This is a genomic window from Xanthomonas sp. NCPPB 3442 (assembly GCF_056725145.1).
This window is the reverse complement of sequence record NZ_CM161514.1, coordinates 3,509,120-3,533,528: the sequence shown is the minus strand read 5'-3', so window position 1 is coordinate 3,533,528 and position 24,409 is coordinate 3,509,120. Positions and strand designations below refer to the sequence as shown.

Annotated in this window: 25 protein-coding genes; 10 read left to right on the top strand and 15 right to left on the bottom strand. The window is 66.7% G+C overall.

Annotated elements, in window-relative coordinates; genetic code table 11:
- Positions 1 to 59: 59 nt before the first annotated feature.
- The 3 genes from AC1POX_RS15270 to AC1POX_RS15260 all read right to left on the bottom strand — a co-directional run bounded on the left by AC1POX_RS15270 (position 60) and on the right by AC1POX_RS15260 (position 3,425).
- A complete protein-coding gene (locus AC1POX_RS15270) occupies positions 60 to 1,436 on the bottom strand; it encodes an Hsp70 family protein (protein ID WP_372356351.1) in 1,377 nt (458 codons plus the stop codon).
- A 152-nt stretch (positions 1,437 to 1,588) separates the two neighbouring features.
- Positions 1,589 to 2,062 (bottom strand): FKBP-type peptidyl-prolyl cis-trans isomerase, encoded by a 474-nt coding sequence (locus AC1POX_RS15265; protein ID WP_014089711.1) that lies wholly within the window; start codon positions 2,060 to 2,062, stop codon positions 1,589 to 1,591.
- Positions 2,063 to 2,375: 313 nt separating this feature from the next.
- Positions 2,376 to 3,425 carry a cation diffusion facilitator family transporter gene (locus tag AC1POX_RS15260; protein ID WP_071117412.1) on the bottom strand — a complete coding sequence of 350 codons (1,050 nt, stop codon included), beginning with the start codon at positions 3,423 to 3,425 and terminating at the stop codon, positions 2,376 to 2,378.
- Positions 3,426 to 3,539: 114 nt separating this feature from the next.
- Here AC1POX_RS15260 and AC1POX_RS15255 point away from each other — a divergent pair, with 114 nt between their 5' ends.
- Entirely contained in the window at positions 3,540 to 3,875 is a 336-nt protein-coding gene (locus AC1POX_RS15255) for a zinc ribbon domain-containing protein YjdM (protein WP_011346848.1), read from the top strand.
- 545 nt (positions 3,876 to 4,420) lie between these two features.
- Here AC1POX_RS15255 and AC1POX_RS15250 read toward each other — a convergent pair.
- A complete protein-coding gene (locus tag AC1POX_RS15250; RefSeq protein WP_031421809.1) occupies positions 4,421 to 5,539 on the bottom strand; it encodes an alkene reductase in 1,119 nt (372 codons plus the stop codon).
- 219 nt (positions 5,540 to 5,758) lie between these two features.
- Between AC1POX_RS15250 and AC1POX_RS15245 the strand changes: the two genes are divergently transcribed.
- The 7 genes from AC1POX_RS15245 to AC1POX_RS15215 all read left to right on the top strand — a co-directional run bounded on the left by AC1POX_RS15245 (position 5,759) and on the right by AC1POX_RS15215 (position 11,193).
- On the top strand, positions 5,759 to 6,970 hold the full coding sequence (locus AC1POX_RS15245; RefSeq protein ID WP_372356350.1) for an MFS transporter: 1,212 nt from the start codon (positions 5,759 to 5,761) through the stop codon (positions 6,968 to 6,970).
- Between the two features lie 162 nt (positions 6,971 to 7,132).
- On the top strand, positions 7,133 to 7,303 hold the full coding sequence (locus AC1POX_RS15240) for a hypothetical protein (protein WP_014089715.1): 171 nt from the start codon (positions 7,133 to 7,135) through the stop codon (positions 7,301 to 7,303).
- A 219-nt stretch (positions 7,304 to 7,522) separates the two neighbouring features.
- On the top strand, positions 7,523 to 7,978 hold the full coding sequence (locus AC1POX_RS15235) for a PA2169 family four-helix-bundle protein (protein WP_014089716.1): 456 nt from the start codon (positions 7,523 to 7,525) through the stop codon (positions 7,976 to 7,978).
- A 270-nt stretch (positions 7,979 to 8,248) separates the two neighbouring features.
- A complete protein-coding gene (gene thpR, locus AC1POX_RS15230; RefSeq protein ID WP_136732507.1) occupies positions 8,249 to 8,851 on the top strand; it encodes an RNA 2',3'-cyclic phosphodiesterase in 603 nt (200 codons plus the stop codon).
- Between the two features lie 35 nt (positions 8,852 to 8,886).
- On the top strand, positions 8,887 to 9,492 hold the full coding sequence (locus tag AC1POX_RS15225; RefSeq protein WP_372356349.1) for an HD domain-containing protein: 606 nt from the start codon (positions 8,887 to 8,889) through the stop codon (positions 9,490 to 9,492).
- A gap of 63 nt (positions 9,493 to 9,555) precedes the next feature.
- Positions 9,556 to 9,750 (top strand): oxidoreductase-like domain-containing protein, encoded by a 195-nt coding sequence (locus tag AC1POX_RS15220; RefSeq protein WP_008578230.1) that lies wholly within the window; start codon positions 9,556 to 9,558, stop codon positions 9,748 to 9,750.
- Positions 9,751 to 9,819: 69 nt separating this feature from the next.
- On the top strand, positions 9,820 to 11,193 hold the full coding sequence (locus AC1POX_RS15215) for a virulence factor (RefSeq protein ID WP_031421813.1): 1,374 nt from the start codon (positions 9,820 to 9,822) through the stop codon (positions 11,191 to 11,193).
- A gap of 292 nt (positions 11,194 to 11,485) precedes the next feature.
- On the opposite strand, the gene mprF is transcribed toward AC1POX_RS15215, so the two are convergent.
- Positions 11,486 to 14,050 carry a bifunctional lysylphosphatidylglycerol flippase/synthetase MprF gene (gene mprF / locus AC1POX_RS15210; protein WP_031421814.1) on the bottom strand — a complete coding sequence of 855 codons (2,565 nt, stop codon included), beginning with the start codon at positions 14,048 to 14,050 and terminating at the stop codon, positions 11,486 to 11,488.
- Between the two features lie 92 nt (positions 14,051 to 14,142).
- On the opposite strand from mprF, the gene AC1POX_RS15205 reads away from it, so the two are divergent.
- Both AC1POX_RS15205 and AC1POX_RS15200 read left to right on the top strand, forming a co-directional pair.
- Positions 14,143 to 15,021: a DUF998 domain-containing protein gene (locus tag AC1POX_RS15205; protein ID WP_318658815.1), complete on the top strand. Its 879-nt coding sequence runs from the start codon at positions 14,143 to 14,145 to the stop codon at positions 15,019 to 15,021.
- Between the two features lie 10 nt (positions 15,022 to 15,031).
- Positions 15,032 to 15,379, top strand: coding sequence for a RidA family protein (locus tag AC1POX_RS15200; RefSeq protein WP_008578235.1), 348 nt, complete (start codon positions 15,032 to 15,034; stop codon positions 15,377 to 15,379).
- A gap of 156 nt (positions 15,380 to 15,535) precedes the next feature.
- Here the strand turns inward: AC1POX_RS15200 and AC1POX_RS15195 are convergent, their stop codons facing one another.
- The 10 genes from AC1POX_RS15195 to AC1POX_RS15150 form a co-directional block, all read right to left on the bottom strand.
- Complete coding sequence (locus AC1POX_RS15195; protein ID WP_372356348.1) at positions 15,536 to 16,606, bottom strand: SAM-dependent methyltransferase; 1,071 nt, start codon at positions 16,604 to 16,606, stop codon at positions 15,536 to 15,538.
- 17 nt (positions 16,607 to 16,623) lie between these two features.
- Entirely contained in the window at positions 16,624 to 17,406 is a 783-nt protein-coding gene (locus AC1POX_RS15190; RefSeq protein ID WP_008578237.1) for a DUF1295 domain-containing protein, read from the bottom strand.
- Entirely contained in the window at positions 17,403 to 17,948 is a 546-nt protein-coding gene (locus tag AC1POX_RS15185) for a DUF2878 domain-containing protein (protein WP_008578238.1), read from the bottom strand. The genes AC1POX_RS15190 and AC1POX_RS15185 overlap by 4 nt, the downstream gene beginning before the upstream one ends.
- Positions 17,945 to 19,240, bottom strand: coding sequence for an SAM-dependent methyltransferase (locus AC1POX_RS15180; RefSeq protein ID WP_008578239.1), 1,296 nt, complete (start codon positions 19,238 to 19,240; stop codon positions 17,945 to 17,947). The genes AC1POX_RS15185 and AC1POX_RS15180 overlap by 4 nt, the downstream gene beginning before the upstream one ends.
- The gene (locus AC1POX_RS15175; protein WP_008578240.1) at positions 19,237 to 20,121 is read right to left on the bottom strand and encodes a DUF1365 domain-containing protein; all 885 of its coding nucleotides are present in this window, start codon (positions 20,119 to 20,121) and stop codon (positions 19,237 to 19,239) included. The genes AC1POX_RS15180 and AC1POX_RS15175 overlap by 4 nt, the downstream gene beginning before the upstream one ends.
- Positions 20,121 to 21,371: an NAD(P)/FAD-dependent oxidoreductase gene (locus AC1POX_RS15170; protein ID WP_372356347.1), complete on the bottom strand. Its 1,251-nt coding sequence runs from the start codon at positions 21,369 to 21,371 to the stop codon at positions 20,121 to 20,123. The genes AC1POX_RS15175 and AC1POX_RS15170 overlap by 1 nt, the downstream gene beginning before the upstream one ends.
- Positions 21,368 to 22,366 (bottom strand): acyl-CoA desaturase, encoded by a 999-nt coding sequence (locus tag AC1POX_RS15165; RefSeq protein WP_218505398.1) that lies wholly within the window; start codon positions 22,364 to 22,366, stop codon positions 21,368 to 21,370. The genes AC1POX_RS15170 and AC1POX_RS15165 overlap by 4 nt, the downstream gene beginning before the upstream one ends.
- Before the next feature lie 222 nt (positions 22,367 to 22,588).
- Positions 22,589 to 23,422 carry an anti-sigma factor gene (locus AC1POX_RS15160; RefSeq protein WP_008578243.1) on the bottom strand — a complete coding sequence of 278 codons (834 nt, stop codon included), beginning with the start codon at positions 23,420 to 23,422 and terminating at the stop codon, positions 22,589 to 22,591.
- Positions 23,419 to 23,982 carry a sigma-70 family RNA polymerase sigma factor gene (locus AC1POX_RS15155; protein ID WP_008578244.1) on the bottom strand — a complete coding sequence of 188 codons (564 nt, stop codon included), beginning with the start codon at positions 23,980 to 23,982 and terminating at the stop codon, positions 23,419 to 23,421. Before AC1POX_RS15155 ends, AC1POX_RS15160 begins: the two co-directional genes overlap by 4 nt.
- A 58-nt stretch (positions 23,983 to 24,040) precedes the next feature.
- On the bottom strand, positions 24,041 to 24,409 hold the full coding sequence (locus AC1POX_RS15150; protein WP_008578245.1) for a hypothetical protein: 369 nt from the start codon (positions 24,407 to 24,409) through the stop codon (positions 24,041 to 24,043).

The window sequence follows — 24,409 nt, the reverse complement described above, 5'->3', positions numbered from 1 at the left end:
AAGACGACGGGGCGTCGAGCAGCAACCGCGCATTATAGGGGATGACGTTGCAGCGCGTGTTAATCGTCCGACGAGTGGACTACCTGCGCGGCAGCCCAGGCCAATCCCTGGACCACACCGAATGACGGATCGCCATGCACCAGGCGCGATTCGGGGAACGCAGCGGCCACGGTCTCGCGGATGTAGCCCGCCCGCGACATGCCGCCGGTGAGGAACACCGTCGTCGGTGCGGCGGCCATGTCGGCGCGCACCTGTGCCAGCAGGCCTGCCAGTTCGCCCAGATAGCTGGAAGCGGACGCAACCAACGCATCGGCCTGCACCTCCACGCCCAGGCCGCGCTCGATGAAGTCGAGCGCGGCCTGGTGCCGATCCAGCTCGCTGAGCGTGATCTTGCAGGCTTCCACGCCGCGGTACAGGCGCGCGGTGTTGCCGGTGTCCTGCAAGGCCTGCAGACGCTTGTCGAAGGGGGCGGGCACGTCCTGGTACTTGTGCAGGCGGAATTCGCGCTGTCGCGTCATGTCTTGCACCATCGCCGCCTCCACGTAATGGTGGGTGGGCACGCGCGTGATGCCGCGGCCGAACAGGGGCATGTAGGCCGCCAGGCTCAACGCCAGATCGATATCGGTGCCGCCACGCGCGATGCCCCAGGCACGGTGTACCTGCGGCGCAGCGCTGCCGCCGACGCTGGCATGGGCAATGTCGGTGGTGCCGCCGCCGATATCCACCACCACGGTGTCGTGGCGGCTGTCATGGCTGACGTGGTAATGCATCGCCGCCGCTGCAGGTTCTTCGAGAAAGTCCACGCCGTCGAAACCGGCGGCGATCGCGGCGGTCTGCAGGATCTCCAGCGCCTGCGCATTGCCGGCCTCACCGATCGAACTGCGAAATTGCACCGGCCGGCCCAGCGTGGCGTGACGGATGTTGATGTCGAACTGGCGCGAGGCAGTCAGCCGGATGTGTTCCAGCACATGGGTGGCGATGCCGGTAATGGTCTGGCGTGCGCGCGGATGCAGGTTGTAGCCCAGCATCGACTTGGGGCTTTGCACCAGGCTGCCTTCGCCTTCGAGAAAATACGCATCCAGCGCTTCGTCGCCGTAGACGGCGTTTTGCAGCAGGGCGGCGGAACTGCGTGGCTCACGCACCTGCTCTTCCATCCACTGCCGCCGCACGATGCGGATCGCATCGCGGCGCAGGCGGTCGGTGTTGGGGGTGCGGCCGGCGGCCAATGCATCGCGGCGGCCCGAGTCAATGAGCCGCTCAACCTCGTACTCCAGCGCTGGCGTCAGGCTGAAATCGTCCGGGTCGCGCATGATCTCGGGAAAATACACCGTGGTGCGGAACTGCAAGGCCTCGCCGAAGCGCACCGGCACCACTTGCCCATCGACGATCGCCGCGGCGGCGGAGTTGCTGGTACCGAAGTCGATGCCGAGTTTCATGCAGACAGGCCTGGGAGCGGGCCGCGCACTTTACTACGCCCGCCGCACCTGCCGTCGAGATCGGCAGCGTCGGTGACGCCATGGCCCAGCGCGAGCGCTGTGTTGCGCACTGGCCCGCGCCGCAGCCAGGAGGGCGCGCGGCGCGCGCCGGGTCAGGCGGCCAGCTCGGCCACGTGACCGTCGTTCAATTCCTGCGTGGTGGCCTCGCGCACTGCCACCACCTCGACCGCGAAGTGCAGGGTTTGCCCGGCGAGCGGGTGGTTGCCGTCCACGGTGACCTGATCGGGGCCAACCGCGGTCACGGTGACCAGGACCGGGCCTTGCTGCGTGCGCGCCTCGAACTGCACGCCGGGTACCACGTCGACATCGGTCGGAAACGCATCGCGCGGCACCTGCTGGATGAGCTGCTCGTGGCGCGGGCCATAGCCCTGTTCGGGCACGACGTCGGCGGTGAGCGTATCGCCCAGCCGCTTGCCTTCCAGTGCCTGCTCCAGGCCGGGCACGATGTTGCCGGCGCCATGCAGATAACTCAGCGGAGTATCGGGCGTGGAGCGGTCAAGCACTTGGCCGTTGTCGTCGGAAAGGGTGTAGTGGATGGTCGCAACGCGACCCTGGCTGATTTCCATTGGAAACCTCCATGAATGGGTGATCGAGGGGAATGCATCGGCTGATTCACGATGCGAAGAGGTGCCGCACGCACACCGTAGGCAATCGCACCGGATCATGCAACCGCAGCCAGGTTTGCGGTTGAGGCGGGGATCAGCTTGGCGGCACGACCTCCACGACCAGGCTCGCGCCGGCTGCCTCAGCGCGAAGACGGAGTGGAGCGTGGAGTGCGTTGGGCCGACCGTCTGCAGCGCGCAATGGACCAACGCGCAGCGACGCGGTGACCCACGGGCATGCTTCACGACATCTGCATGCCGCACGCTTCGGTCTCCCTCAGTCCGGCGCTGCTCCGCTCTCGATCTGCGCACGCCGTGCACGCCAGGTTTCCGGGGTCTGCGGCTTGATGAACAGTGCGGTGAGCTCGGGATGTTGCTGCTTGGCAGCGGCTTCGATCCGCCCGACGCAGGCCTCGATCTGCGGTGTGGTGCGGCTGTCTTCGAACTCGGCGCTCAACGCCGCCACCACCTGGTTGGGGCCCATTTGCATGGTGAGCACGCCATTGGCCGCACGCACGTCCGGGTCGCTGGCGGCGATGCGCAGCAGCGAGTCGGTAACATGCGCATGCGCCGGCTCGCCGATCAGCAGGCCCTTGGTTTCGCGCGCCAACAGGAACGCGGTAAACGCCAGCACGCCGGCAATGCCGATCGAGGCGATGCCGTCGAGTTCGGGCATGTCGAACAATTGCGCACCGGCCAGGCCGAGCAGCGCCATCAGCAGGCCGATCAACGCAGCGCTGTCTTCCAGCAACACGGTGAAGGTGGTGGGGTCCTTGCTCTGGCGAAATGCCTGGAAATAGCCCATGCGGCCTTTCTTGGAGCGAAATTCGCGCACCGCCACCACCCATGAAATGCCTTCGAACACGATCGATACGCCGAGCACGCAGTAGGCAATCAGGTGGCTCTTGGCCGGCTCGGGGTTGCGTAAATGCACGATGCCTTCGTACAGCGACACGCCTGCACCCATCGCGAAGACCAGCAGGGCGACGATGAAACTCCAGAAATACAGCTCGCGCCCGTAACCGAACGGATGGGTCGGGGTGGGCGGCTGCGCAGCGCGGCGCAAGCCATACAGCAGCAGCACTTCGTTGACGGTGTCCACCAGCGAATGCACGCCTTCGCTGAGCATGGCCGAGCTGCCGGAAATGCCGGCGGCGATGAACTTGGCCACGGCAATGGCCAGATTGCCCGCCAGTGCCACGTACACCACCACGTGCGAACCCTTGGGCTTGCCTGGGCCATTGTCGCTGGCGGCGGGGTCGCTTTGTTGGGTGTGAGGGGAGGGCGGCGTTGTGCGCGGGGGAGTGGACACTGGCTGATTGGACACGCGCGACCTGCGGGGCATTCGACAAGCGCCGCACTATCGCCCCATCCCCGTGCCGGGTGCGTGATCGCGCACCCGGGCGGCTACAATCCACGCCCGCTTCGATCAAGGAATTGCATGCCTACCGTCCCCGCCTGTCCGCAATGCGGACTGGAAAATACCTATGCCGATGGCGCGATGTCGATCTGCGCCGACTGCGGCTTCGAATGGAGCGCAGGCGATGCCGCGGCAGACACGACGGTGGTGCGCGACAGCAACGGCAACGTGCTGCAGGCCGGCGACACGGTGACCGTGATCAAGGATCTCAAGGTCAAGGGCTCTTCGATCCCGCTCAAGCAGGGCACGGTGATCCGCAACATTCGCCTGGTCGAAGACGATGCCGAGCACATCGAGGGCAACTCGGAAAAGATCAAGGGCCTGGTGTTGAAGACCTGTTTCCTGCGCAAGGCGTAAGCGCGGTGACCCCGTGGCGCGGCAGTGTGCGTTGGCGGAAGCCGGCGCGCGCTCGCCCCAATGCGCAGCGCACCTGCGGATGGGCAGTGCAGGCCCGTTGCGCTAATCGCGCGGATACACCGCCGCCACCATGCAGCCCTGTCGCATGCGCGAGAGCCTTGGCAATGAGATAGCTGCATCATCGGCAGCGTTGGCGTACTGGCAATCGCGACGGTTAGCGCGCATGCGCCGCTGCGAAATCACGTGTGGTGATGGGGTGGCGTTGCGGATCAGATGATGCAGGGTGACGAGTGTCGGGCGCGCATGGCAACCGGCAAAAAACTCGATGCCAATAACGCACGACCAGGTGCGCGCAGGCGATGCGCAGGATGCCGGCAGCGGTCCGCCTGGCAATCACCGAGCGGCCGCATGGCCAGCGGCGCGCATGCAAGACCGGTCGCTGCTTATCGGCCAACAGCAGGCATGCAGTGCATCGGCGTCACCCACGGCAACCGCACCGTGCCAGCCGGCAGGTGCGGTCGCGTGGTCAGCGGCTGATCAGGCGATTACTCTGGCAAAGCGGGGTAGTCGGTGTAACCCTTGGCACCGCCGCCGTACATGGTGGCCTGGTCGATCTCGGCCAGCGGCGCGTTCTCGCGCAGGCGACGCACCAGGTCCGGATTGGCGATGAACGGGCGGCCATAGGCGATCGCATCGGCGTAGCCGCTGCTGATGGCCTGTTCGGACATGCCGCGGTCGTAGCCGTTGTTGGCGATCCAGGCGCCGTCGAACTTGGCGCGCAGCGCGGCATAGTCGAAGGCGATGTTGTCGCGCGGGCCGCCGGTGGCGCCCTCGATCACGTGCACGAAGGCCAGCCCGCCGATCAGGTTCAGGCGCTCGACCGCACGTTCGAACAGCGGCTGCGGGTCGGAGTCGTGCGCGCCGTACACCGGGGTCACCGGCGACAAGCGCACGCCGGTGCGCTCGGCGCCGATTTCATCGGCAATCGCCTGCACCACTTCGGCAAGCAGGCGGGTACGGTTTTCGATATCGCCACCGTAGGCATCGGTGCGCTGGTTGGAGCTGTCGCGCAGGAACTGGTCCAACAAATAGCCGTTGGCCGCATGCACTTCCACGCCGTCGAAGCCGGCATCGATCGCGTTGCGCGCCGCGATGCGGTAGTCCTCGATCAAGCCGGGGATTTCATCCAATGCCAGCGCGCGCGGCTCGGACACGTCCTCGAATCCGTTCTTGGTGAAGGTCTTGCCTTCGGCGCGAATGGCGCTGGGCGCAACCGGCACTTCGCCCGGCGGCAGCACACTGGTGTGCGAGACGCGGCCAACGTGCCACAGCTGCAGCACGATCTTGCCGCCGCGGCGATGCACTTCGTCAGTGACGGCGCGCCAGCCCTCGATTTGTTCCTTGGTGTAGATGCCGGGCGTATCGAGGTAACCCTGGCCCAGCGGACTGATCTGGGTGCCTTCGGCCACGATCAGGCCGGCGGTGGCACGCTGGCCGTAATACTCAGCGGCAAGCGGCGAGGGCACCTGGCCGGCGACCGCGCGGTTGCGCGTCAGCGGGGCCATGATCACGCGGTTGGCAAGCTCCAGCGCGCCCAGGCGCACCGGCGAGAACAAGGGGGATTGAGTGGATTTGGACATCAGCAACCAGTCGAAATTGATCACGCGCCAGGCGCGACGCCGCGCCGATCGCGGTGCCCGGTAGCGATGGTGGCGGACTCAAGCAGATTCGAGCGATGCAGATAGGACACAGCGTCCCTGTCGCGTCGAATGCGCTGCAACTGTGATGGAGTGGGCGCTGGCGCTGAACCGCCCCTGGTGTCGCGCTTTCATGCCGTGCTGCATTGCACAATAATAGACCGCCCCACCACTCTGGAGTCGGGCATGACCGATACCGACCTTTCTTCGCTATGCGTGTTCCGGCGCGATTACGTGCTGATCCTGCTTGCGCTGGCGATGGGCGGCTTTGCGATCGGCATCAGCGAATTCTCCACCATGGGCCTGATGACGCAGATTGCGCAGGGCCTGCAGATCACCGAGCCGCAGGTCGGTCACGTCATCAGCGCGTATGCGTTGGGCGTGGTGGTGGGTGCGCCCTTGCTGGCGATCCTGGGCGCGCGCTGGCCACGGCGCACCTTGTTGCTGCTGTTGATGGTGTTCTATGCGCTGGGCAACGTGGCCAGCGCATTGGCACCGAGCTACCACGCCATGCTGCTGTGCCGCTTTATCGCCGGACTGCCGCATGGCGCCTACTTCGGCGTCGCGTCGCTGGTGGCCGCATCGATCAGCCCGCCCAATCAACGTGCCACTGCAGTGGGGCGCGTGTTGTTGGGTCTGAGCGTTGCGCTGCTGGTGGGCAACCCGCTGGCAACCTGGCTGGGGCAAATCGTGAGCTGGCGCTGGGCCTATGCGTCGGTGTCGGTGATTGCGCTGGGCACGGTCGCCGCTGTGGCGGTCCTGTTGCCGCCGCAGCCGGAGGAGCCGCGCCAGCAGCCGCTGCGCGAATTGCGCGCGTTCAATCAGCCGCAGGTGTGGCTGGCGTTGGCGATCGGGGCGGTGGGTTTTTCCGGCATGTTCTGCGTCTTCAGTTACTTTGCGCCGACCTTGACTGCGGTGACCGGCGTGACCGCAGCGCGCATCCCGTTGGCGATGGTGGCATTCGGCGTGGGCGGGGTGCTGGGAAGCATCCTGGGCGGTTGGTTGTTCGATCGCATGCAGTTCCGCGCCGTACCGGTGTTGCTGCTGTGGTCGGTGGTGGTGATGTTGACGTTTCCGCTGGCAGCGCAGTCAGGCGTGTGGGTGTTCGTCTCGATCGTGGCGGTCGGCACCATGGGGGCGTTGGCGCCGGCCTTGCAGACGCGCTTGATGGACGTGGCGGCAGAAGCGCAGACCCTGGCCGCAGCGTCCAATCATGCAGCGTTCAATACAGCCAACGCATTGGGTCCATGGCTGGGTGGCATGGCGATCACGGCAGGCTGGGGTTGGACCTCCACCGGCTACGTCGGCGCGGCCACCGCGCTCGGCGGGTTGCTGGTCTGTGCAGCGGCGGTGTGGCAGGAACGCCATCGGCAACGTGCGGTGCTGACGAATTGCTGAGCTGCCGGTGCCGCGATGCGTCAAGCGCCCGCGGCGCCGTTTCGCTCCGGTGGCAGCTTGCGCCGCCATGCAGCGATTCGCACGGCCCATGTGCCATCACGACAGCCATCTCACGGGGCGCCGGCGAGACTTCGCGTTCCATCAAGCGGACCGAACAGTGCCATGAACGAGTTCACTCCACCGCCGTGGAAGCGCTCCAATCCCAAGGGCAAGGCGAAGTCGACACCGTTGACCGATGCGCAAAAAGCAGCCGCCAAGCAGCGCGCCGAAGAGGCGGGGCGGCCGTATCCGAATCTGGTCGACAACATGTGGGCTAGCCGCCAGCCGAAGTGATCTTGACCCGCTGTTGGCATGGATGAATTGCAATTCATCGCCTGCATGATGGCGTGAGGACGATGCCCACATCGCTCACATATCGATTATGCGGGCGACGCGAGGATGAGGCCGTACACAACGCGACGGCACTGCAATCAACCCATCGATTGACTCAACCCGCCGCACGCGCAGTCATCGCACCGCGCGGCGTCGGTCCATCCAAACAAGGAGCCACACATGAGCATTCAGAGCAAAACTGAGCATAGCCTCAACGACCTCATCGCCATCTCGCGCGACGGCAAGGACTTCTACGAAGAAGCCGCGGCCAAGGTGGGCGACGCGGAGCTCGCGACGCTGTTCCGCCGCATCGCCGGCGTCAAGACCGACATCGTCAGCAGCCTGAGCAGTGTGGTCGCCGCCGCCGGTGGCACCCCGGAACAGCACGGCACCATGGTGGGCAGCATGCAGCAGTTCTACGGCAAGGTTCGCGCAACCCTGGGCGACACCAAGTACGGCTATGTGGCCGAGTTGGAAGAGTCCGAAGACCGTCTGTTGAAGGCGTTCGACGAAACCATCGCCGACCAGGACACCCCGGCCGCTGCACGCGAAGCCGCGCTGCGCCTGCTGCCTGAGGTACGCGCTTGCCATGACGTCATGCGCAACCGCAAGCATGCGATGAAGAGCGCCGCATAAGCTGCGCGTTGAACCGAGTGCATCGTCACCGATCCGATGCAGCTCCGGAGTAAGACGATAAAGGCGGAAACGGGCAGCGCATGCTGCCCGTTTCTTTGTGTGTCGCCGCAGGCGCGCATGCATGGCGCAAGGCCGCAATCGCAGTTCCACGCAATGCAAGAGGTTCCACACCCGCGCATGCATGCCGGCATGTCCGGCACGCGTTGGGTCTGCTAGTATCCGCCGCCCTTCTTCAGGCAGGCCCGCGTTGCGCGGTCGTGGCATCCACCCATGAAGCAACAGTTCCTGTATCTGTCATCGGCCGAGGCACAGCTGTCGCTCGGGCTTGGAGAAGAGAAGACCACCGAACGTCTGTTTTTCGCGGTGATGGCCGATACGTCCACTGCCGAGCATGCAGCGCGCATTGCCGACCGCCTGTTGCAAGGCGGGCACGCCCAAGGCAAGGCGCTTGCGCGCGAACGGCTGCATGTGACCCTGCATCATCTGGGCGATTACGCCGGTGGTCTGCCGCCATCGTTGGTGAGCCGCGCCAGCCAGGCCGCGACGCGCGTGCAAATGGACGCGTTCGAGGTGGAGTTCGATCGCGTCGGCACCTTCGGCGGCAGGCGCTCGCAACTTCCCTGCGTGCTGCGTGGCGAAGAGCAGGTGCGTGGGCTTTACGAGCTGCAGGGCGCATTGGGAAAGCAGCTGGCGCATGTGGGCATTGCCGGCGATGCGCAATACACGCCGCACATGACGCTGCTGTACTGCAATCAGGCGGTGCCGCAGCGGCGCTGCGATGCGCTTGCCTGGACCGTGCGCGACTTCGCGCTGGTGCGCAGCTTTCTTGGCCAGTCGCGCTACCAGATCGAAGGCCGCTGGTCGCTGCGCTGATGTGCATGGCCGCGCGTACGCGGTAGCCTGCGGACATGGACATCGCCACGCCACTGCCATTGCACGCCGACCACCTGGCCGCGCTCGAACAGGCCTATGCCGCCCCGCCGCGCGCTTACCACCACTTCGGCCACGTTCGCGCGGTGCTGCAGCACTACGCCGAGGTCGCGGCCGGGCCGGGCTGGCGCCAGCCGACAGAAGTCTGGCTGGCGGTGCTGTTCCATGATGCGGTGTATCAGCCCGGACGCCGTGACAACGAGGCGCAATCGGCACTGATGGCGGCCGAAGCCATCCCGCGCTGGTGGCCGCAGGCGCGGGTGGATGTCGAGCGGGTGCAGGCGCTGATCCTGCTCACGGCCCGGCATGGGCAAGTGCAGCCGCAGGACGTGGATGAAGACGCCGCGCTGTTCCTGGACTGCGACATGGCGATCCTGGCCGCGCCCGCGGCGGTATTCGATGCCTACGATCAGGCCATCGCCGAGGAGTATCGCGGGCACGTGCCCAGCGTGCTGTTCCGGGTCAATCGCCGCCGGTTCCTGGCCGGTGTGCTCAAGCAGCCGCGCATCTTCCTGAGCGACTACTTCCATACCCATTACGACACCGCGGCGCGCGCCAATCTGCGCCGGCGGCTGGGGCGCTGAGCGGCCATGCCCCGGCCCGGCTGCATGTCCGGCTGAGTCCGATGCGCACGCTACAATGGCCGCATGCACGACAGCGCTGCTTCCCGCCCAGACCCACGCCCGATCGCCCCGCAGCCGCCTGCGCCCAACGAATGCTGTGAGAGCGGCTGCCCGCTGTGCGTGCACGATCTGTATGCCGAGGAGCTGACGCGTTACCGCCAGGCCCTGGCAGCGTGGGAAGCGCGCCAGCCGGCGGTCAGCCGCCCCGAGGCGCAATGAGCCAGGTCCTGCGCTTCGCGCTGCAGTCCGGAACGATTATCTTTGAACCACTTTTCCCGATGGTGCGACATGCGACGACTTGAAATGTGGAGCGCGCTCTGCGGCGCGGCGATGTTGACGCTGTCGGGCATGGCCGCCGCGCAGGCGCCGGAACCGGTCAGCCACGGCCGTTTCGAGCAGGTGCCGGTGCTGATGCCCAAGGGCGAGCCGCAACGGGTGGTGATCTGGCTGGCCGGTGCGGGCGATGCCGCCAAGCGCCAGGCCCAGGCAGAAAGCCTGCGCGCCGACGGTGCGATGGTGGCGGTGGTGGACACCGCGCACCTGTACGCAGTGCTGCGCAAGGCTGGCGGCACCTGCACGTTCTCGGTCGGCGACGTGGAAAATTTCTCGCGTTACGTGCAGGCCTTCTATCACATCCCCACCTATCGTCTGCCGCTGCTGGTGGGCGATGGCGAGGGCGCCGCGTTGGCCTACGCGATCGCGGCTCAGGCCAAGCCGCACGTCCTGGCCGGCGTGCTCACCGACGGGCTCTGCCCGGCCACCGTGTCCAACCAGGCAATCTGCCAGCCGGGTGTACGCCCCGGGACCAACACGCTGTTGCCGGTGCCGTTGCAGATTCCCTGGGTGCTTGCCGCCAGCCAGGACAAACGCTGCCCGGCGGCTGCCGAAGAGGGTTTCCTCAAGCAGGTGCCGCAGGCGCGAACCTTCCGGCGCTCTGCCAAAGGCGACATCCTGCCCGGCCTGCGCGCCGCGGTGCGTTCGCTGGGCGAGCAGAAGGGCGTGGCGTTGCCGCCGCCGCCGGGCGGTCTGGCGGATCTGCCGGTGGTGGAACTGCCGGCCAAGCCCGATGGCGACAGCGACGACGACACCTTCGTGATCTTCGTGTCCGGCGATGGCGGTTGGGCAGGCCTGGACGAAGAGGTGGCCGATGCACTCGCCGCGCAAGGCATTCCGGTGGTCGGCCTGGATTCGCTGCGTTACTTCTGGACCGAACGCACCCCGCAAGGCTTTGCCGACGACCTGGATCGCATTGCCCGCATCTATGCGCAGCGCTGGGATCGCCAGCGCGTGGTACTGATCGGCTTTTCGCAGGGCGCCGACGTGCTGCCGGCGGCCATCAATAAACTGCCCGCTGCGACCAAGCAGAACCTGCGTATGACGGCGCTGCTGTCGGTCGGCAAGCTGGCCGACTACGAGTTCCACGTCAGCAACTGGCTGGGCTCGGACGACGAGGGCCTGCCGATCGCGCCGGAGATCCAGCGTCTGCCGGCCGGCACGACGGTGTGCATCTACGGCCAGGACGACGACGATGCGCTTTGCCCGAACCTGCCCGCAAACGTGGCCAAGCGGGTCGCACTGCCAGGCGATCACCATTTCAAGGGCGATTACACGACCCTGGCCAAGACGATCATGGACCAGTTGCACACGCTGTCGAAGCCGTAAGGCCGGACAGTGTTTGATCTGAGTGCGCCGACCGTGTCCTGGTCGGCGGCACGGTGCCGGGTCCGGAATCGCGACACGCTGTGAATCCATCCTTGGAAGCTCGATGGCGGCATCCATGCCGCCCCACATGCGCTGGCCCGCGGAGGTGGCACCGCGCTTTCACGGTCTGCGACCGCTGCTCCGCACACCAGGATTGCCGGAAACGGCGTGCTCCTGCGTTGTCAATCCGCTCCGGTGGGCGCCAGCAAAGGCGGCCGGACCTGCATGTTCGGCGCCAGCGTCGCGCGCGGGCTTACTCCTGCCGCCCAGGATCGGCCGAGATCAGGCGGGTGACATCCAGCAAGGCGGCCGGCAGATGCATGCCGCCGGGGGCGACCAGATAGCGTGGACGCCAGGTCGGGGCGAACTTCGACTTGAAGCGGCGTAGACCGCTGAATCCGTAGAAACGCTCGCCGTGCCGCGCGACCAGGCTGGCGAAGCGGTTCCAGCGCCCGGCCAGGCGATGTTCGGCCAGGCCCGACAACGGTGCCATGCCCAGCGAGAACCGCGTGTAGCCGTTGGCCTGGCCCCACAGGAACAACTCGATGAACAGGAAGTCCATAGTGCCCTTCGGTGCCTGCGCGCTGTGCCGCATCAGGTCCACCGACAGTTCGCCGCCGGCCGGTGCCCACCACACGTTGGCAAATGCCACGATCTGGCCTTCGACCTCGGCCACCGCCACCGGGAAGCGACGCAGGTAATCCGGATCGAAGCTGCCCAGCGAAAAGCCTTTCTCTTCGCCGGATTTTTCTTCCAGCCATTGTTCCGACACCTCGGCCAGGCGCGGCAATACCTCCTCCACCTGTTCGGGCGGCAGCATGCGGAAGCTCAGGCCGCCGCGCTTGCCGCGGTTCCAGGCCTGGCGCAGGTCGGCGCGGTCGCGGCCTTCCAGGGTGAAACCCTCCAGCGGCACGATCGCCTCTTCGCCCAGCTTGACCAGGGTCAGGCCCATGTCGAGATAGGTCTGCCAGTACCGTTCGCCGACCTGGTAGAACACCGGGCGCAGGCCCATGTGGTCGGCCTCTTCGCGGAAGCGCCAGATCAGCGCGCACGCCACCTCCGGCGGACCGACCGGGTCGCCCATGGAAATCAACGAACCCCCATAGCGCTGCATCATCACAAAGCCACGGCGCTGCTCATCCAACAAAAACGCCTTGTCGCCGGTCAGCGCCAGGCAGGCCTGGGTATCGGTGCTGGTGGCCAGGATCGGTGCCAGCGTCTGCAGCGTCTGCGCATCGGCCGCCGGCATCGGCCTGCGCCCACCACGCAGCAGGCGCGCCATGCCGAACACGATCACGCCCACGCACAGGATCAGCGCGGCGCGCAATGCACGCGGCGCATTGGCCGAGGTGGCGAACTGCCACCACAGATCGTTGCTGTATTCGACATGGCTGTAGACGAAGAACAGCAGCCAGAACGTGGCCACCAGCACCAGGCCCAGGTTGCTCAGCCAGCGCCACGACCAGGCTTCGTCCAGCAGCGCGCCCTGGCGATAGAACTCGCGTCGCGCCGCCCACAGCGCAACCGCTGCCAGCGCCGCCGACAACGACACCGAGATATGGCTGCCGCGCAGCAGCGCCAACGGCGGCAGCAGCAAGCACACGCCCAGCGCCAGCACCCAGGCCGCATGGCTGCGGCGCTGCAGGCCCTGGCCGATCAGCAGCAGCATCATGCCGCCCAGGCTGACCAGCAGATGCGAGGTTTCGATCAGCGGCAGCGGCGCCACTTCCTGGCGCGCGCGCGGTGTCGGCAGGGTGCCGTCGATCACCAGCGCGGCACCCACTGCAAATACCGCCAACGCCAGAATCTGCGGCAGCCACGGGCGCAGGGTCTTCCACACGGTGCGCGCGGTGCTGGCGCCGACGCGTACCGGCGCGCGCAGCCCGGAGGCGGCCGCCATGGCCACCGAGATCAGCAGTGGCACGATGTAGTACGTGACGCGGTAGGCCAGCGCCGCGGCCAGGACCGCGGCGGGAGTCACGTGCGGCAGCAGCTTGAGCAGGCTCCACTCGAACACGCCCAGGCCGGCCGGCACGGTGGAGATCAGCCCGGCCACCACGGCCACCAGCCAGATGCCGATGAAGCCGAAGTAGCCGGTACCGGGGTCCGGCGGCAGCAGCACGTAGAACGCGGCCGCGGCCAGGCCCAGTTCCACCACGCTCAGTGCGGTGACGCCCAGCACCGTGGTGCGGTCCGGTAACCAGAACCGGTGGGTGCGGATGCCGAACTCGCGGCCCTGTTTGCCGACCAGCGCCAGCATGGCGCTGTAGCCGACCAGCAGGGCGATGCCGGCAATGCGGATGGCCTGCGCAGTGATCGGCAACGCGCGCGCGGCCGCTTCCGGTTCCAGCAGCAATGCCAGACCCAGCAGCACCCAGGCCCCGAAGATGAAGCCCAGGGTGCTCATCAGCACCACCTGGCCAATCTCGGCCAGGGTCAGGCCCACGCTGCCGTAGCCGCGCAGGCGCACGGCGCCGCCGGTGAGTGCGGCAAAGCCCAATGTCTGCCCGACCGCATGCGCCATGAAGGCGGTGATGCCCACCCGTGCCGGATGCAGCTGCTTGCCGGTGCGCTTGAGCCCCACCCAGTCGAAGCCCACCAGGCACGCGTAGCTGCTCAGGCCGAGCAGCAGCGTCAGTGCGATCTGCCCCGCGCCCAGCGCACGGAATGCGTGCCGGATCTGGCGGTAGCCGTGGTCGGTGAACTGCGACGACAGCGCATGCAGGGCCATCGCCAGGATCGCCAGGCTGATGATGACCGGCAAGGCGCGACGCCAACCGCTGGCGGACGTTTCGGAAGACGCGGGGGTATCCGTCATGAGGGCAACGGGATCTGCTGAAAGGGAAGGAGGGTGCATGCACGAGGTGTGCCGCGCGCGCGTTTGCAATGCATGGGCCGGTCGGGTTGAGGGTGCATGCAGCGTGGTTGCGAAGGTGCCGACATCCAGTGAACGCGTGGTTCGATCGTACCGACACAGTGTCCGTGCGGGCCGGCCGCGCGCATCATAGGGCAAAGCCGCACACGCGTGCCGAACGAACACGACAGGACAGCCATGACAGTTGGAAGGCAGACAGGCTGCTGATGCGCACTCCACCCGATTCCCCAACGTTTGCGCCGCACGCGCGGGCCATGCCGCCGCGCTGGAGCGGCCACGCCGGCCGCATCGCCGCCGCCGCTGGCATGGTCTTCATCGGGCTGGTGCTGGTGTTGCAATGGCTGCGCCGCGATCTCTGGTGGGTGGATGCGCAACTGAGCGCCTATCTGCACGGTCCGTATGGCCTGTTGCTGCGCACCGCCTACTGCCTGCTGGCCGCCAGCATGGCGTGGCTGGCGCTGGGGCTGTATGCGGCGTTGGCGCCGGCCGCGCGCAGCCGCACCGTGCTGGGCTTGTTCTGGATGGCGGCAGTGGGGCTGTGCATGGTCTCGATCGGAGACAGCTGGATGCCCGAGCTGGCGCCGGAGGCGGCCGCGATGGTGCATGTGTTGTCGGCGGATACGACGTTTCTGTGCGTGATTGCCGCGGTATTGCTGCAGGCGTGGTACTTCCGGGCCGATGTGCGGTGGCGTGCACACTTTCCTTCGGCCTTCCTGCTGGGCTGGGCAGCGTTTGCGGTGTTGCTGTTCCATGTCACCGTGACCAGCGCACCCCTGGGCATCAGCCAGAAGATCGCCATCGTGCTGATCGTGGCCTGGATGGTGCGCGCGGGCACCGTGTTGGCGCGCTGCGAGCGCGACGGGGCTGCACGTCTGCCGCATTCGCGGGACAATGCAGGGGTCAATCAACCGTAGGAAGCCTGAAATGCTGCAGCGATTCGATGCGGGTCCGCGTATGTCCGAAATGACCGTCCATGCCGGCGTGTGTTACCTGGCCGGCCAGATTGCCGAGGACACCAGCCAGGACATCACCGGGCAGACCCGCCAGGTGTTGGGCGAGATCGACAAGCTGCTGGCGCTGGCGGCCAGCGACAAGACCAAGATCCTGCGTGCAGAGATCTTCCTCGCCGACATCGCCGATTTCGATGGCATGAACAAGGCCTGGGACGAGTGGGTGCCGCACGGCTTCACGCCTGCCCGTGCCACCGTTGAAGCCAAGTTGGCGCGGCCGGAGTGGAAAGTGGAAATCGTGGTGACCGCTGCGGCGGGTTGATCGCGCCACTGGGTGCGGCGCTTGAAGCGGTACGCGCGATTTCACGCAGCGCTTCAGCGCAACCAAGTGACTGCTGCGCGGTTATCGAAGTGCGCGCAAGCACGCGCGGTGCATGGTGGCCGGCAGTCATGTTCGCAACGACTGCCGGCGGTGCAATCAACGTTTGACGAAGCGGTAATGCGCCACGCCCCACTCGCGGCCGTGGTCGTAGCCGAACAATTCCGCGCAGGCCAGCCAGAACATCCGCCAGCGCTGCCACCAACGCTGCGCGTCGTCGCCGTAGGTCTGCTTCAACAGCGGCATGATCTGGTCGCGGTGGCGGTCCTGGTTTTCCAGCCAGGCGTTGGCGGTCTTCTCGTAATGCTCGCCCGACAGCAGCCAACGTTGTTCGATCACCACATCCTGCTGGAAGTGCAGCAGGGTGTCGGCCGCCGGCATCAGCCCGCCGGTGAAAAAATGCCGGCCCATCCAGTTGTCTTCGCCGGCCACTTCGAACGGGTAGGCCAGATCGCGGTGGCAAAAAATGTGCACGAACAGCTTGCCGCCCGATGCCAGCCAGCTGCCGACGCGTGCGAGCAGGTCGCGGTAGTTGCGCATGTGCTCGAACATTTCCACTGACACCACGCGATCGAAGTCGCCCGGTGGCAGGGTCAGCGCGTTGACGTCGGCAGTGATCACATGCACGTTGCTCAGCCCGCGCACGCGGCACTGCTCCAGGATATGCGCGCGCTGCGGGCGCGAGTTGGACACCGCCGTGATGCTGGCGTTCGGATAGCGCTCGGCCATCCATAGGGTCAACGAGCCCCAGCCGCAGCCCAGTTCCAGGATGCGTTGACCATCGGCCAGTTCGGCGCGCTCGCCGTACAGCGCCAGCATGCGTTCTTCGGCGGCATCCAGATTGGGCGTGGTGGCATCCCAGTAGCAGCTGCTGTACTTGAGCCGGCGGCCCAGGCACAGGGTGAAGAACTGCGGCGGCAATTCGTAATGCTGGCGATTGGCCGCATCGGTTTCGATCGCGATCGCGCTGGCCCGCAGGCTGTCGATGAAGGCGCGTTGCCGCTCGCCGTTGGCATCGGCATCGTTGCCGCGCTCATCGCGCAGGCGCTGCGCGCACAGGCGACGGATGCCGCGGCGCAAGACGGCGTCGGGCAGCACACCGGATTCGGCGAGCCGCGTGGCGAAGGCTTCTTCGGGCTGCGCGGAGGGCGGGACGATAACGGTAGACATGCAACTCTCCAGGCAAATCAGGACGAAGGGGGAAGCGGAAAGAACGCGCTGGTGCTGCGCTGGTACCGGGCATAGTCCTCGCCACGCGAGCGCAGCGCCTGCTGCTCGGTGTAAGGAATGCCGGTGAAGCGATACAGAAACACGAACATCACCACCGGCCCGAGCGCGCACAGCGCCACCGGCCACGGGCCGGCACCGACGGCCAGCGCCAGATACGCGAACCAGTGCACGAACTCGAAAAAATAATTGGGGTGACGCGAATAACGCCACAGCCCGGCGCGACAGGTCTTGCCGCGATTGGCCGGGTTGGCCTTGTGCGCCGACAACTGCCGGTCCGCCAACGCCTCGCCACCGACCGCGATCAACCACACGACGATCGCGATGCCTGTCCATGCGCTCCATTCCGCGTTTGGGTTGCTCGCCGCGGCCAGGAACGGCACCGCGAACAGCACCACCACCCCGGCCTGTGCCAGGAAAAAACCGAGGAACTTGCTCTGGCTGCCGTTCCAATGTTCGCGCAACGCGCGGTACCGGCCGTCTTCATGCGGGTCGCCGAAGACGCGCACGCCCAGGTGCAGCGCCAGACGCGCCCCCCACACGCCCCCGAGCACCGCCACCAGCACGCGCGGCAGCAGTGCGCCCTCGGACATCCACGCACAATACGGCGCAGCCACCGCCAGGCAGCCCGCCCACAACACATCGACCGGGCCGGCGTTGCCGCTGCGACGCTGCCACAGCCAGCCGATCACCATCACCACGCTTGCGAACACGCCCACATGCAGCAGCGGCCAGGCATTCATTGCAGTTCTCCAGTGGGGTCATCGGGTAATGGTCGCGCCAGCCGGCGTGCATATAGCGACAACACGCCGCAGGCCACGCCCCAGCCGATGCCCACGGCAAGCACGGCATGCAGGTAAGGCGATTGAAATTCCACCGCGTGCCAGCTGCGTTGCGCCAGCCAGTACGAAAACGGCCCGAAGATCGCGCCCAGCAGCACCGCCAGCCACGGCCGCTGCATTGCCGTGGCCAGCGAATGGTTGAGGGTGAGCGCAAAGCCCAGCCACAACGCCAGGATCCACGGCGGCGCCAGCAGGCTGCCCGGCCACGGCGCGGCGTAGCGCACCCAATTGCCCGCTGCCAGCGTGGTGTCCAGCAGCAATCCCAGCGACAAGGCCGCCACCATCAACTGCACGTCGCCGGGCGCGCGTCGCGAAGGCCACAGCTGGTAAAGCGCGAAGACCGCCAGCGCCAGCAGCGTCGGCCAGATGCGCGCATGCGCAGCGGAACCGACCGCGACCAGCCACAGCACCTGCAGGCCGAGGTAGTTGCCGAGCTGCTTCATGCGCCGGCAGTGAGGCCAGGCACGAACTGCGGCGGGCGTGCAGCGGGTTTGCTCAGCCACAAATGCACATCGCCGATCGAGCGTTCCAGAAAGCCGGCCTCGCAATAGGCCAGATAGAACTCCCACATGCGGATGAAGCGCTCGTCGTAGCCCAGCGCACGCACCTGCGGCAACTGCGCCATGAAGCGCTGGCGCCACGCGCGCAAGGTCAGCGCATAGCTCGGGCCGATGTCTTCCAGATTGAACAGGCGCAGATCGCTGGCGCGCGCGATCGCGCCGGTCATCGCCGCAACCGAAGGAATGAAGCTGCCCGGGAAGATATGCCGTTTGATGAAGTCCACCGAGTGCAGCGCCTGCTTGTAGCGGTGGTCTTCGATGGTGATGGCCTGGATCAGCGCTTCGCCATCGTCGGCCAGCAGGCTGCCGACCTTGGCGAAGTAGGTGTCCAGATACTGGTGGCCGATGGCTTCGATCATCTCGATCGAGACCACGCGGTCGAAGCGGCCTTCCAGGTCGCGGTAGTCGTGCAACAGCACCGTCACCCGATCGCTCAGGCCTGCCGCGGCGATGCGTTGGTTGGCCAGTTCGAACTGCTCGCGCGAAATGGTGGTGGTGGTGACGCGGCAGCCGTGTTCGCGTGCGGCGTGCAGCGCAAAGCCGCCCCAGCCGGTGCCGATCTCCAGCACATGATGGTGCGGCGCCAGGCGCAGTTTCTGACAGATGCGTTCGAGCTTGCGGGTCGCCGCGCGCTCCAGTGCCGCCTCCCCCTGCGCCTCTTCGCCGTCGACAAAGATCGCCGACGAGTACATCAGGTTTTCATCCAGGAACAGCTTGAACAGCGGGTTGCCCAGGTCGTAGTGCGCGGCGATATTGCGCCGGCTGCCGCTGCGGGTATTGCGCGCAAACGCATGCAGGCTGCGCATGGCCCAGCCGCCCAGACGTGCGGTGCCGGTCTCCATCGCGTCCAGCCGCTCGCGGTTGCGCAGCAGCAGCCGCATCAACGCCACCAGGTCGTCGCACTGCCACTGCCCGTCCATATACGACTCGCCTGCACCGACACTGCCGTTGAGCGCCGCCTGGCGATAAAAGCCGGGGTCGATCACGCGCAGCTGCATCTGCAAGGCCTGCGCGCCCGTGGCCGTGCCAAGCGTGGTGACGGTGCCGGCTTCATGCAGCTGCAGCTGCCCGTCACGCAATTGCCCAAGCGTGGCCAGCAGGCGCTTGCGCAGCAGGCGGTCCGTCCAGGAAGCCGCGCGCGGCGCAGCGTGATCGGGCAGGGACGTGGCGTTCATCGGGGTTCTCGCACAGGCGGGTGAGGGTGGTCGTGGACGGGGTTGCCGCGCAGCCACAGGCGCAAGGCCTGCCAGTGGATGGCAATCACCACCCACACCGTCATCAACGGATAAGCCAGCAACGTGCGCGCCAGGTTGCGCGCGGTGAGCGGTTGACGTTGCAGTACCAGGGTGGCGTCGAAGCGGCGCGTGCCGCTGTTGTCGAGGGCACCGCCAGCATCGTCGCCAACGGCGTCCAGCACATCCATGTGCACGCGCAACTGCGCATCCGGCACGCTGAAGCGCCAGTCGTAGCGGTGTTGCATGCCCATGAACGGCGAAACGTGGAAGCGCTTGTCGAAGCGCCACGCATGCACGTCGCGATGCGTGCGCGCCTGCGCGACCGGCAGCACGTAGGTGTGGCGCTGCTGCCAGGGGGTGTTGGTGATTTCGGCCACGATCCAGCGCAGGCCGTCGTGGCGATCGAAGCAATAGTAGAAGCTGACCGGGTTGAACACGTGGCCGAAGTAACGCAGATGGGTCAGCAGCCGGATCGCGCCCTCGGGGCGCTCGCCGGTGTGCGTCTGCACGCAGTCGCGCACGGCCTGGTCCAGCGGAATGCGCGCATCGCCCAGATAGTCGCTGCGCCGGAACTGCGCCAGGTTGGCGCGCCCCACCGACCACAACCAGCGTCGTGCGAACACCTGATCCAGCTCGGACAGATCCAGGTACATCAGGAACAGGCGATGGCGAAAGTGCAGCGCCTTGGGCATGAAGCGCCGGTGCCGCACCCAGCCGGTGTAGATCGCGCTGCGCAACGGCGCCTCCACGCGACCGGCGCCGCTGCCCTCGGCAGGGGGCAACGGCACCGCGTCGTGGTGGGCGTCGCGCAGCAACTGCATCACCAATGCACTCCCAGGCCATGCGCGACGTCCACGCCGCTGCGCAGGCCGTCTTCGTGGAAACCGAAGCCCCATGCGGCCCCGGCGAACCAGGTGTGTTGCACACCCTGGATCTCGGCCTTGCGCGCTTGTGCTGCCACTGCTGCGGCGTTCTGCACCGGGTGGCGATAGCGCATGCGCCGCAGCACCTTGCCCGGGTCGATCTCGTGATTGCGATTGAGGCTGACGATGAACGGCTGCGGTGACGCGATCGACTGCAGTGCGTTCATCCAGTAGCTCACCGTGCAGGCGGCATCCGGGTCGGCCGGCACGTGCGCGTTCCATGCTGCCCAGGCGCGCCGGTCGCGCGGCAGCACGCTGGCATCGGTGTGCAGCACGGTGTCGTTGTCCTGGTAGGTGATGCCACCGAGGATGTGGCGTTCGACCGGCGTAGCGTCGCTGAGCAAACCCAGCGCATCGTCGGCATGGCAGGCCAGCACCACGTGGTCGAAATGTTCCTCGCAACGCGAGGCCTTCAGCACCACGCCATTGGGCGTGCGGCGGATTGCCTGGACCGGCGTGGACAGGCGCTCGATCACCTGCCAGCGCCGCCGCAGCGCACGCACATAGCTGTTGGACCCGCCCCGCACCACCTGCCACTGCGGGCGCCCGCTCAGTTGCAGCATGTGGTGATTGGCCATGAAGCCGATCAACTGGCCCATCGGAAACTCGAGAATGGTCTGCGAAGGCGAGGACCACAGCGCGGACGCCATCGGCACCAGGTGCTGGTCGCGGAATGCATCCGAATAGCCGTGCCGCTGCAGATACGCGCCCAGCGTGCTGAAACGCTCGTCGCTGTGCAGCACCGCCGGTGCCTGGCGATAGAAGCGGCGCAGGTCGGCCAGCATGCCCCAGAAGCGCGGGCTGAGCAGGTTGCGGCGCTGGCAGAACAACCCGTTCAAGGTGCCGGCGTTGTATTCGAGCCCGCTGCGCGCGTCGTGGACCGAAAAGCTCATCGTGGTCGGCTGCGCGGCCACGTCCAGCTCGGCGAACATGCGCGTGAGCAGCGGGTAATGCTGCGGGTTGAACACGATGAAACCGCTATCCACCGCGTAACGCTGCCCCTCCAGCTCGATGTCGTGCGTGTGCGTATGCCCGCCCAGATAATCGGCTGCCTCGAAAAGGGTCACCTCGTAGCGCCGCGACAACAGCCACGCCGCGCCGAGGCCGGCGATTCCGCTGCCGACCACGGCAATCCTGCCCTCGCTCATTGTTTCACCCGTTCGGCGCGCTGGGTGAGCAGCTTCGGCATCGGCTTGAGGTCCCACACCAGCCCCACCCACGACATCGCGGTGAGTCCGTACCAGGTCGCGTCGTATTCCCACCATCGCAGTCCCTGGCGCGCCGAGCCGGGAAAGAAATGGTGATTGTTGTGCCAGCCTTCACCGAAGGTGAGCAACGCCAGCAGCCAGTTGTTGCGGCTGTCGTCGCGGGTGTCGAAGCGCCGGCTGCCGAAACGATGCGCCAGCGAGTTGATGGTGAAGGTGGCATGGAACAACGCCACGGTGGAGATCACAAAGCCCCACACCAGCAACTGCGCACCGCTGGTCTTCAGCGCGGGCGCAGCCACTGCCAGCCAGTCGCCGAGCAGGTACAGCCCCAGCGCCAGCAGCACCGGCATCACGATGTCGAAGCGGTCCAGAAAGCGCAGTTCGGCGAAACGGCGTAGGTCGGGGATCACTTCCCAGTCGGTGCGGAAATTGCGCGGGGTCAGGAACCAGCCGGTATGGCTCCACCAGAAGCCGTGCTGCGCCGGCGAATGCGGATCGCGGCCGGTGTCGGTATGCCGATGGTGGTTGCGATGATGCGCCGCCCACCACAACGGCCCGCGCTGCACGCAGGTGGCCCCGATAGCGGCAAAGACGAATTGCAGTACGCGCGACGTCTTGAACGCGCGGTGCGAGAAGTAGCGGTGATAAAAGCCGGTGAGGGCGAACATGCGCAGCGCGTACAGCGCCACCGCCATGCCCACCGCGAACCAGGATGCACCGACCCAGAACACCGCCAGGCAGGCCAGGTGCAGGGCGATGAAGGGCACGGCACGTAGCCAGTCGATGCGATCGGCACGCGCTTCGTCCAGGGGCTCGTCGGCTTGCGAATCCACCCAGCGACGCAGACTGCCGACGCGTGCGGCCAGGCCGCCACGCGGTGGTGCGGTGGCGGGCTGGGGCGCTGCGGCGTGAGGGTCCAGGCCAGTGCTCGGCACGCGTGATTCTCCATAAGTAGTCGTGACCCAGTACGGACGCCGCCGGCAAACAGATGCACCAGCCCGCTTGATCGTCGCACGCATGGGTGGGGTTCGCTTGGCGTCGCGAATGAATCGCGCAGCTGCGCACACATTGCCCGCGCCAGGGACGTCCGGCGCGGATGAGGCTGTTTTGCAGAGCCCCGCCTGCGAGTGCCCGCAGGCGAGGTTAGGCGCGCTGGATCAGGGAGCCATCGCCAGCGTGCTGATGCCGCCCTTGGCCACCACGGTGCCGGTGGCAACGCCACCGGGCGCGCCACCCGGCGGCTCCAGCGTGACGGCCAGAATGGCCTCGTTGCTCAACATGGGCATCAACTGATCGGGAATCTGCGCACGGCGTGCACGTTGATCGTCGAAGGTGCCCATCGAATGCGCCTTGCCGTCGGGGGTGATCAGCCACAGCTCCGGCACCTTGTCGGCGGTGGCGGTGCGGTCCAGCGGCGTCACCGTGATGGTGTGCTTGTCGGCGTCCATCAAGGCCACATAACCCGGGCGACCGTCTTCGGTGGCCAGGGTCGAGGTCATGGCGATCCCGGTCGCGGCAGGTGGATTGGTCGCAGGCGGGGTGACCGGGGTCTGCACCACTTCGCCGGTTGACGGCGGCTGCACCGGTGCCGGCGGCGTGCGCACGTTGAGCAGGGCGAGCACGCAGACCGCGGCAGTGGCCAGGCCGCCGACGCTGGCCCAGCGCCAGAACCGCACGTTGTTCCACAACGGGGCCGCGGGCGCGGTCGTGCTGACCGGCGCTGCAGACGGCACCGCGCGCAAGGGCGTATCGAAGCCCAGCGCCTGGCGTACGCGTACCCACACCTGATCCGGTGGCGTCTGCGCCACGATTTCCTCCAGCAGCGGCGCCAGCAGTTCCTGCCACTGCAGCACTGCCTGGGCGAACTGGCCGTCGGTGGCAATGCGTTGTTCGGCCGCCAGGCGTTCTTCTGCGCTCAACAGGCCAAGCACGTATTCGCCAGCCAGCACGTCGCGTGGCGGTTCCTGGTCGATGGGAAAGGGCGTACTCATCGTTCCAGACATGCCTTGAGTTTGGCCAGACCCCGACGGATCCAGCTCTTGACCGTGCCGATCGGCGTATCGGTGCGCGCGGCGAGTTCTTCGTAGGTGATGCCTTCGAAGAACGCCGTGCGAATCAACTCGCTGCGTGGCGGTTCCAGTTCGGCCAGGCAGTGATCGATGCGCCGGCGCGTGCTGGCGCGCTCGGTGCGATCCAGCGGCGAGGCATCGCTGGATCGCAGTTCGCCGGCATCGTCCAGCGCCACGTTGCGGCGCTGCGGCGCGTTGGCGCGCAGATGGTCGATGGCCTTGTTGCGCGCGATCATCGCCAGCCACGTGAGCCCGCGTGCGCGGTTCGGGTCGAACTGTCCGGCCTTGTGCCAGATCAGCGTGAACACGTCCTGCAGCACCTCTTCGGCTTCGGCACGTTGCGGGATCATCCGCAGGCACACGCCGAACAGCTTGGCGGAGGTCTGCCGATACAGCGCTTCGAAAGCATGCCGGTCGCCGCCCGCGGTGGCGGTCAGCAGGCGTCCGGTCTCATCGTCGTCGTGGCCAGGAATGGCACTCATGCGGTCGGGCGTTGGGTGAGGTGGGGGCGATGCTACCGGACTGGGCCGAGCGTGTCTTTCACTTGCGCTGGAACCACAGCAGCACCGCGGCGAGCAACAACAGGATCTCCACCCCGGCAAGCGCAACAGTGGGTGCGGAGACCGGCCACAAGCGCGAGAGCGAGACGCTGCGGAACAGCACGATGGGAACATAGAACGCCAGGGCGACCACCAGGCCGGTGCGGGCTTGGTCGATCCAGGCGAAGTAGCCGAACAGGAACGCCATGCCCAGCTGCAGCCCGCCGTAGATGACCAGATACTCCGATTGCCCGGCCGGCGAGAGCTGGGTATAGCCCACTGCCGTTGCGGTCTTGGCCGGAGAGAGCGTGCACCACACCGCCAGGACGACGTAGAGCACTGCATTGATCCAGAGATAGGCTTTTGCCAC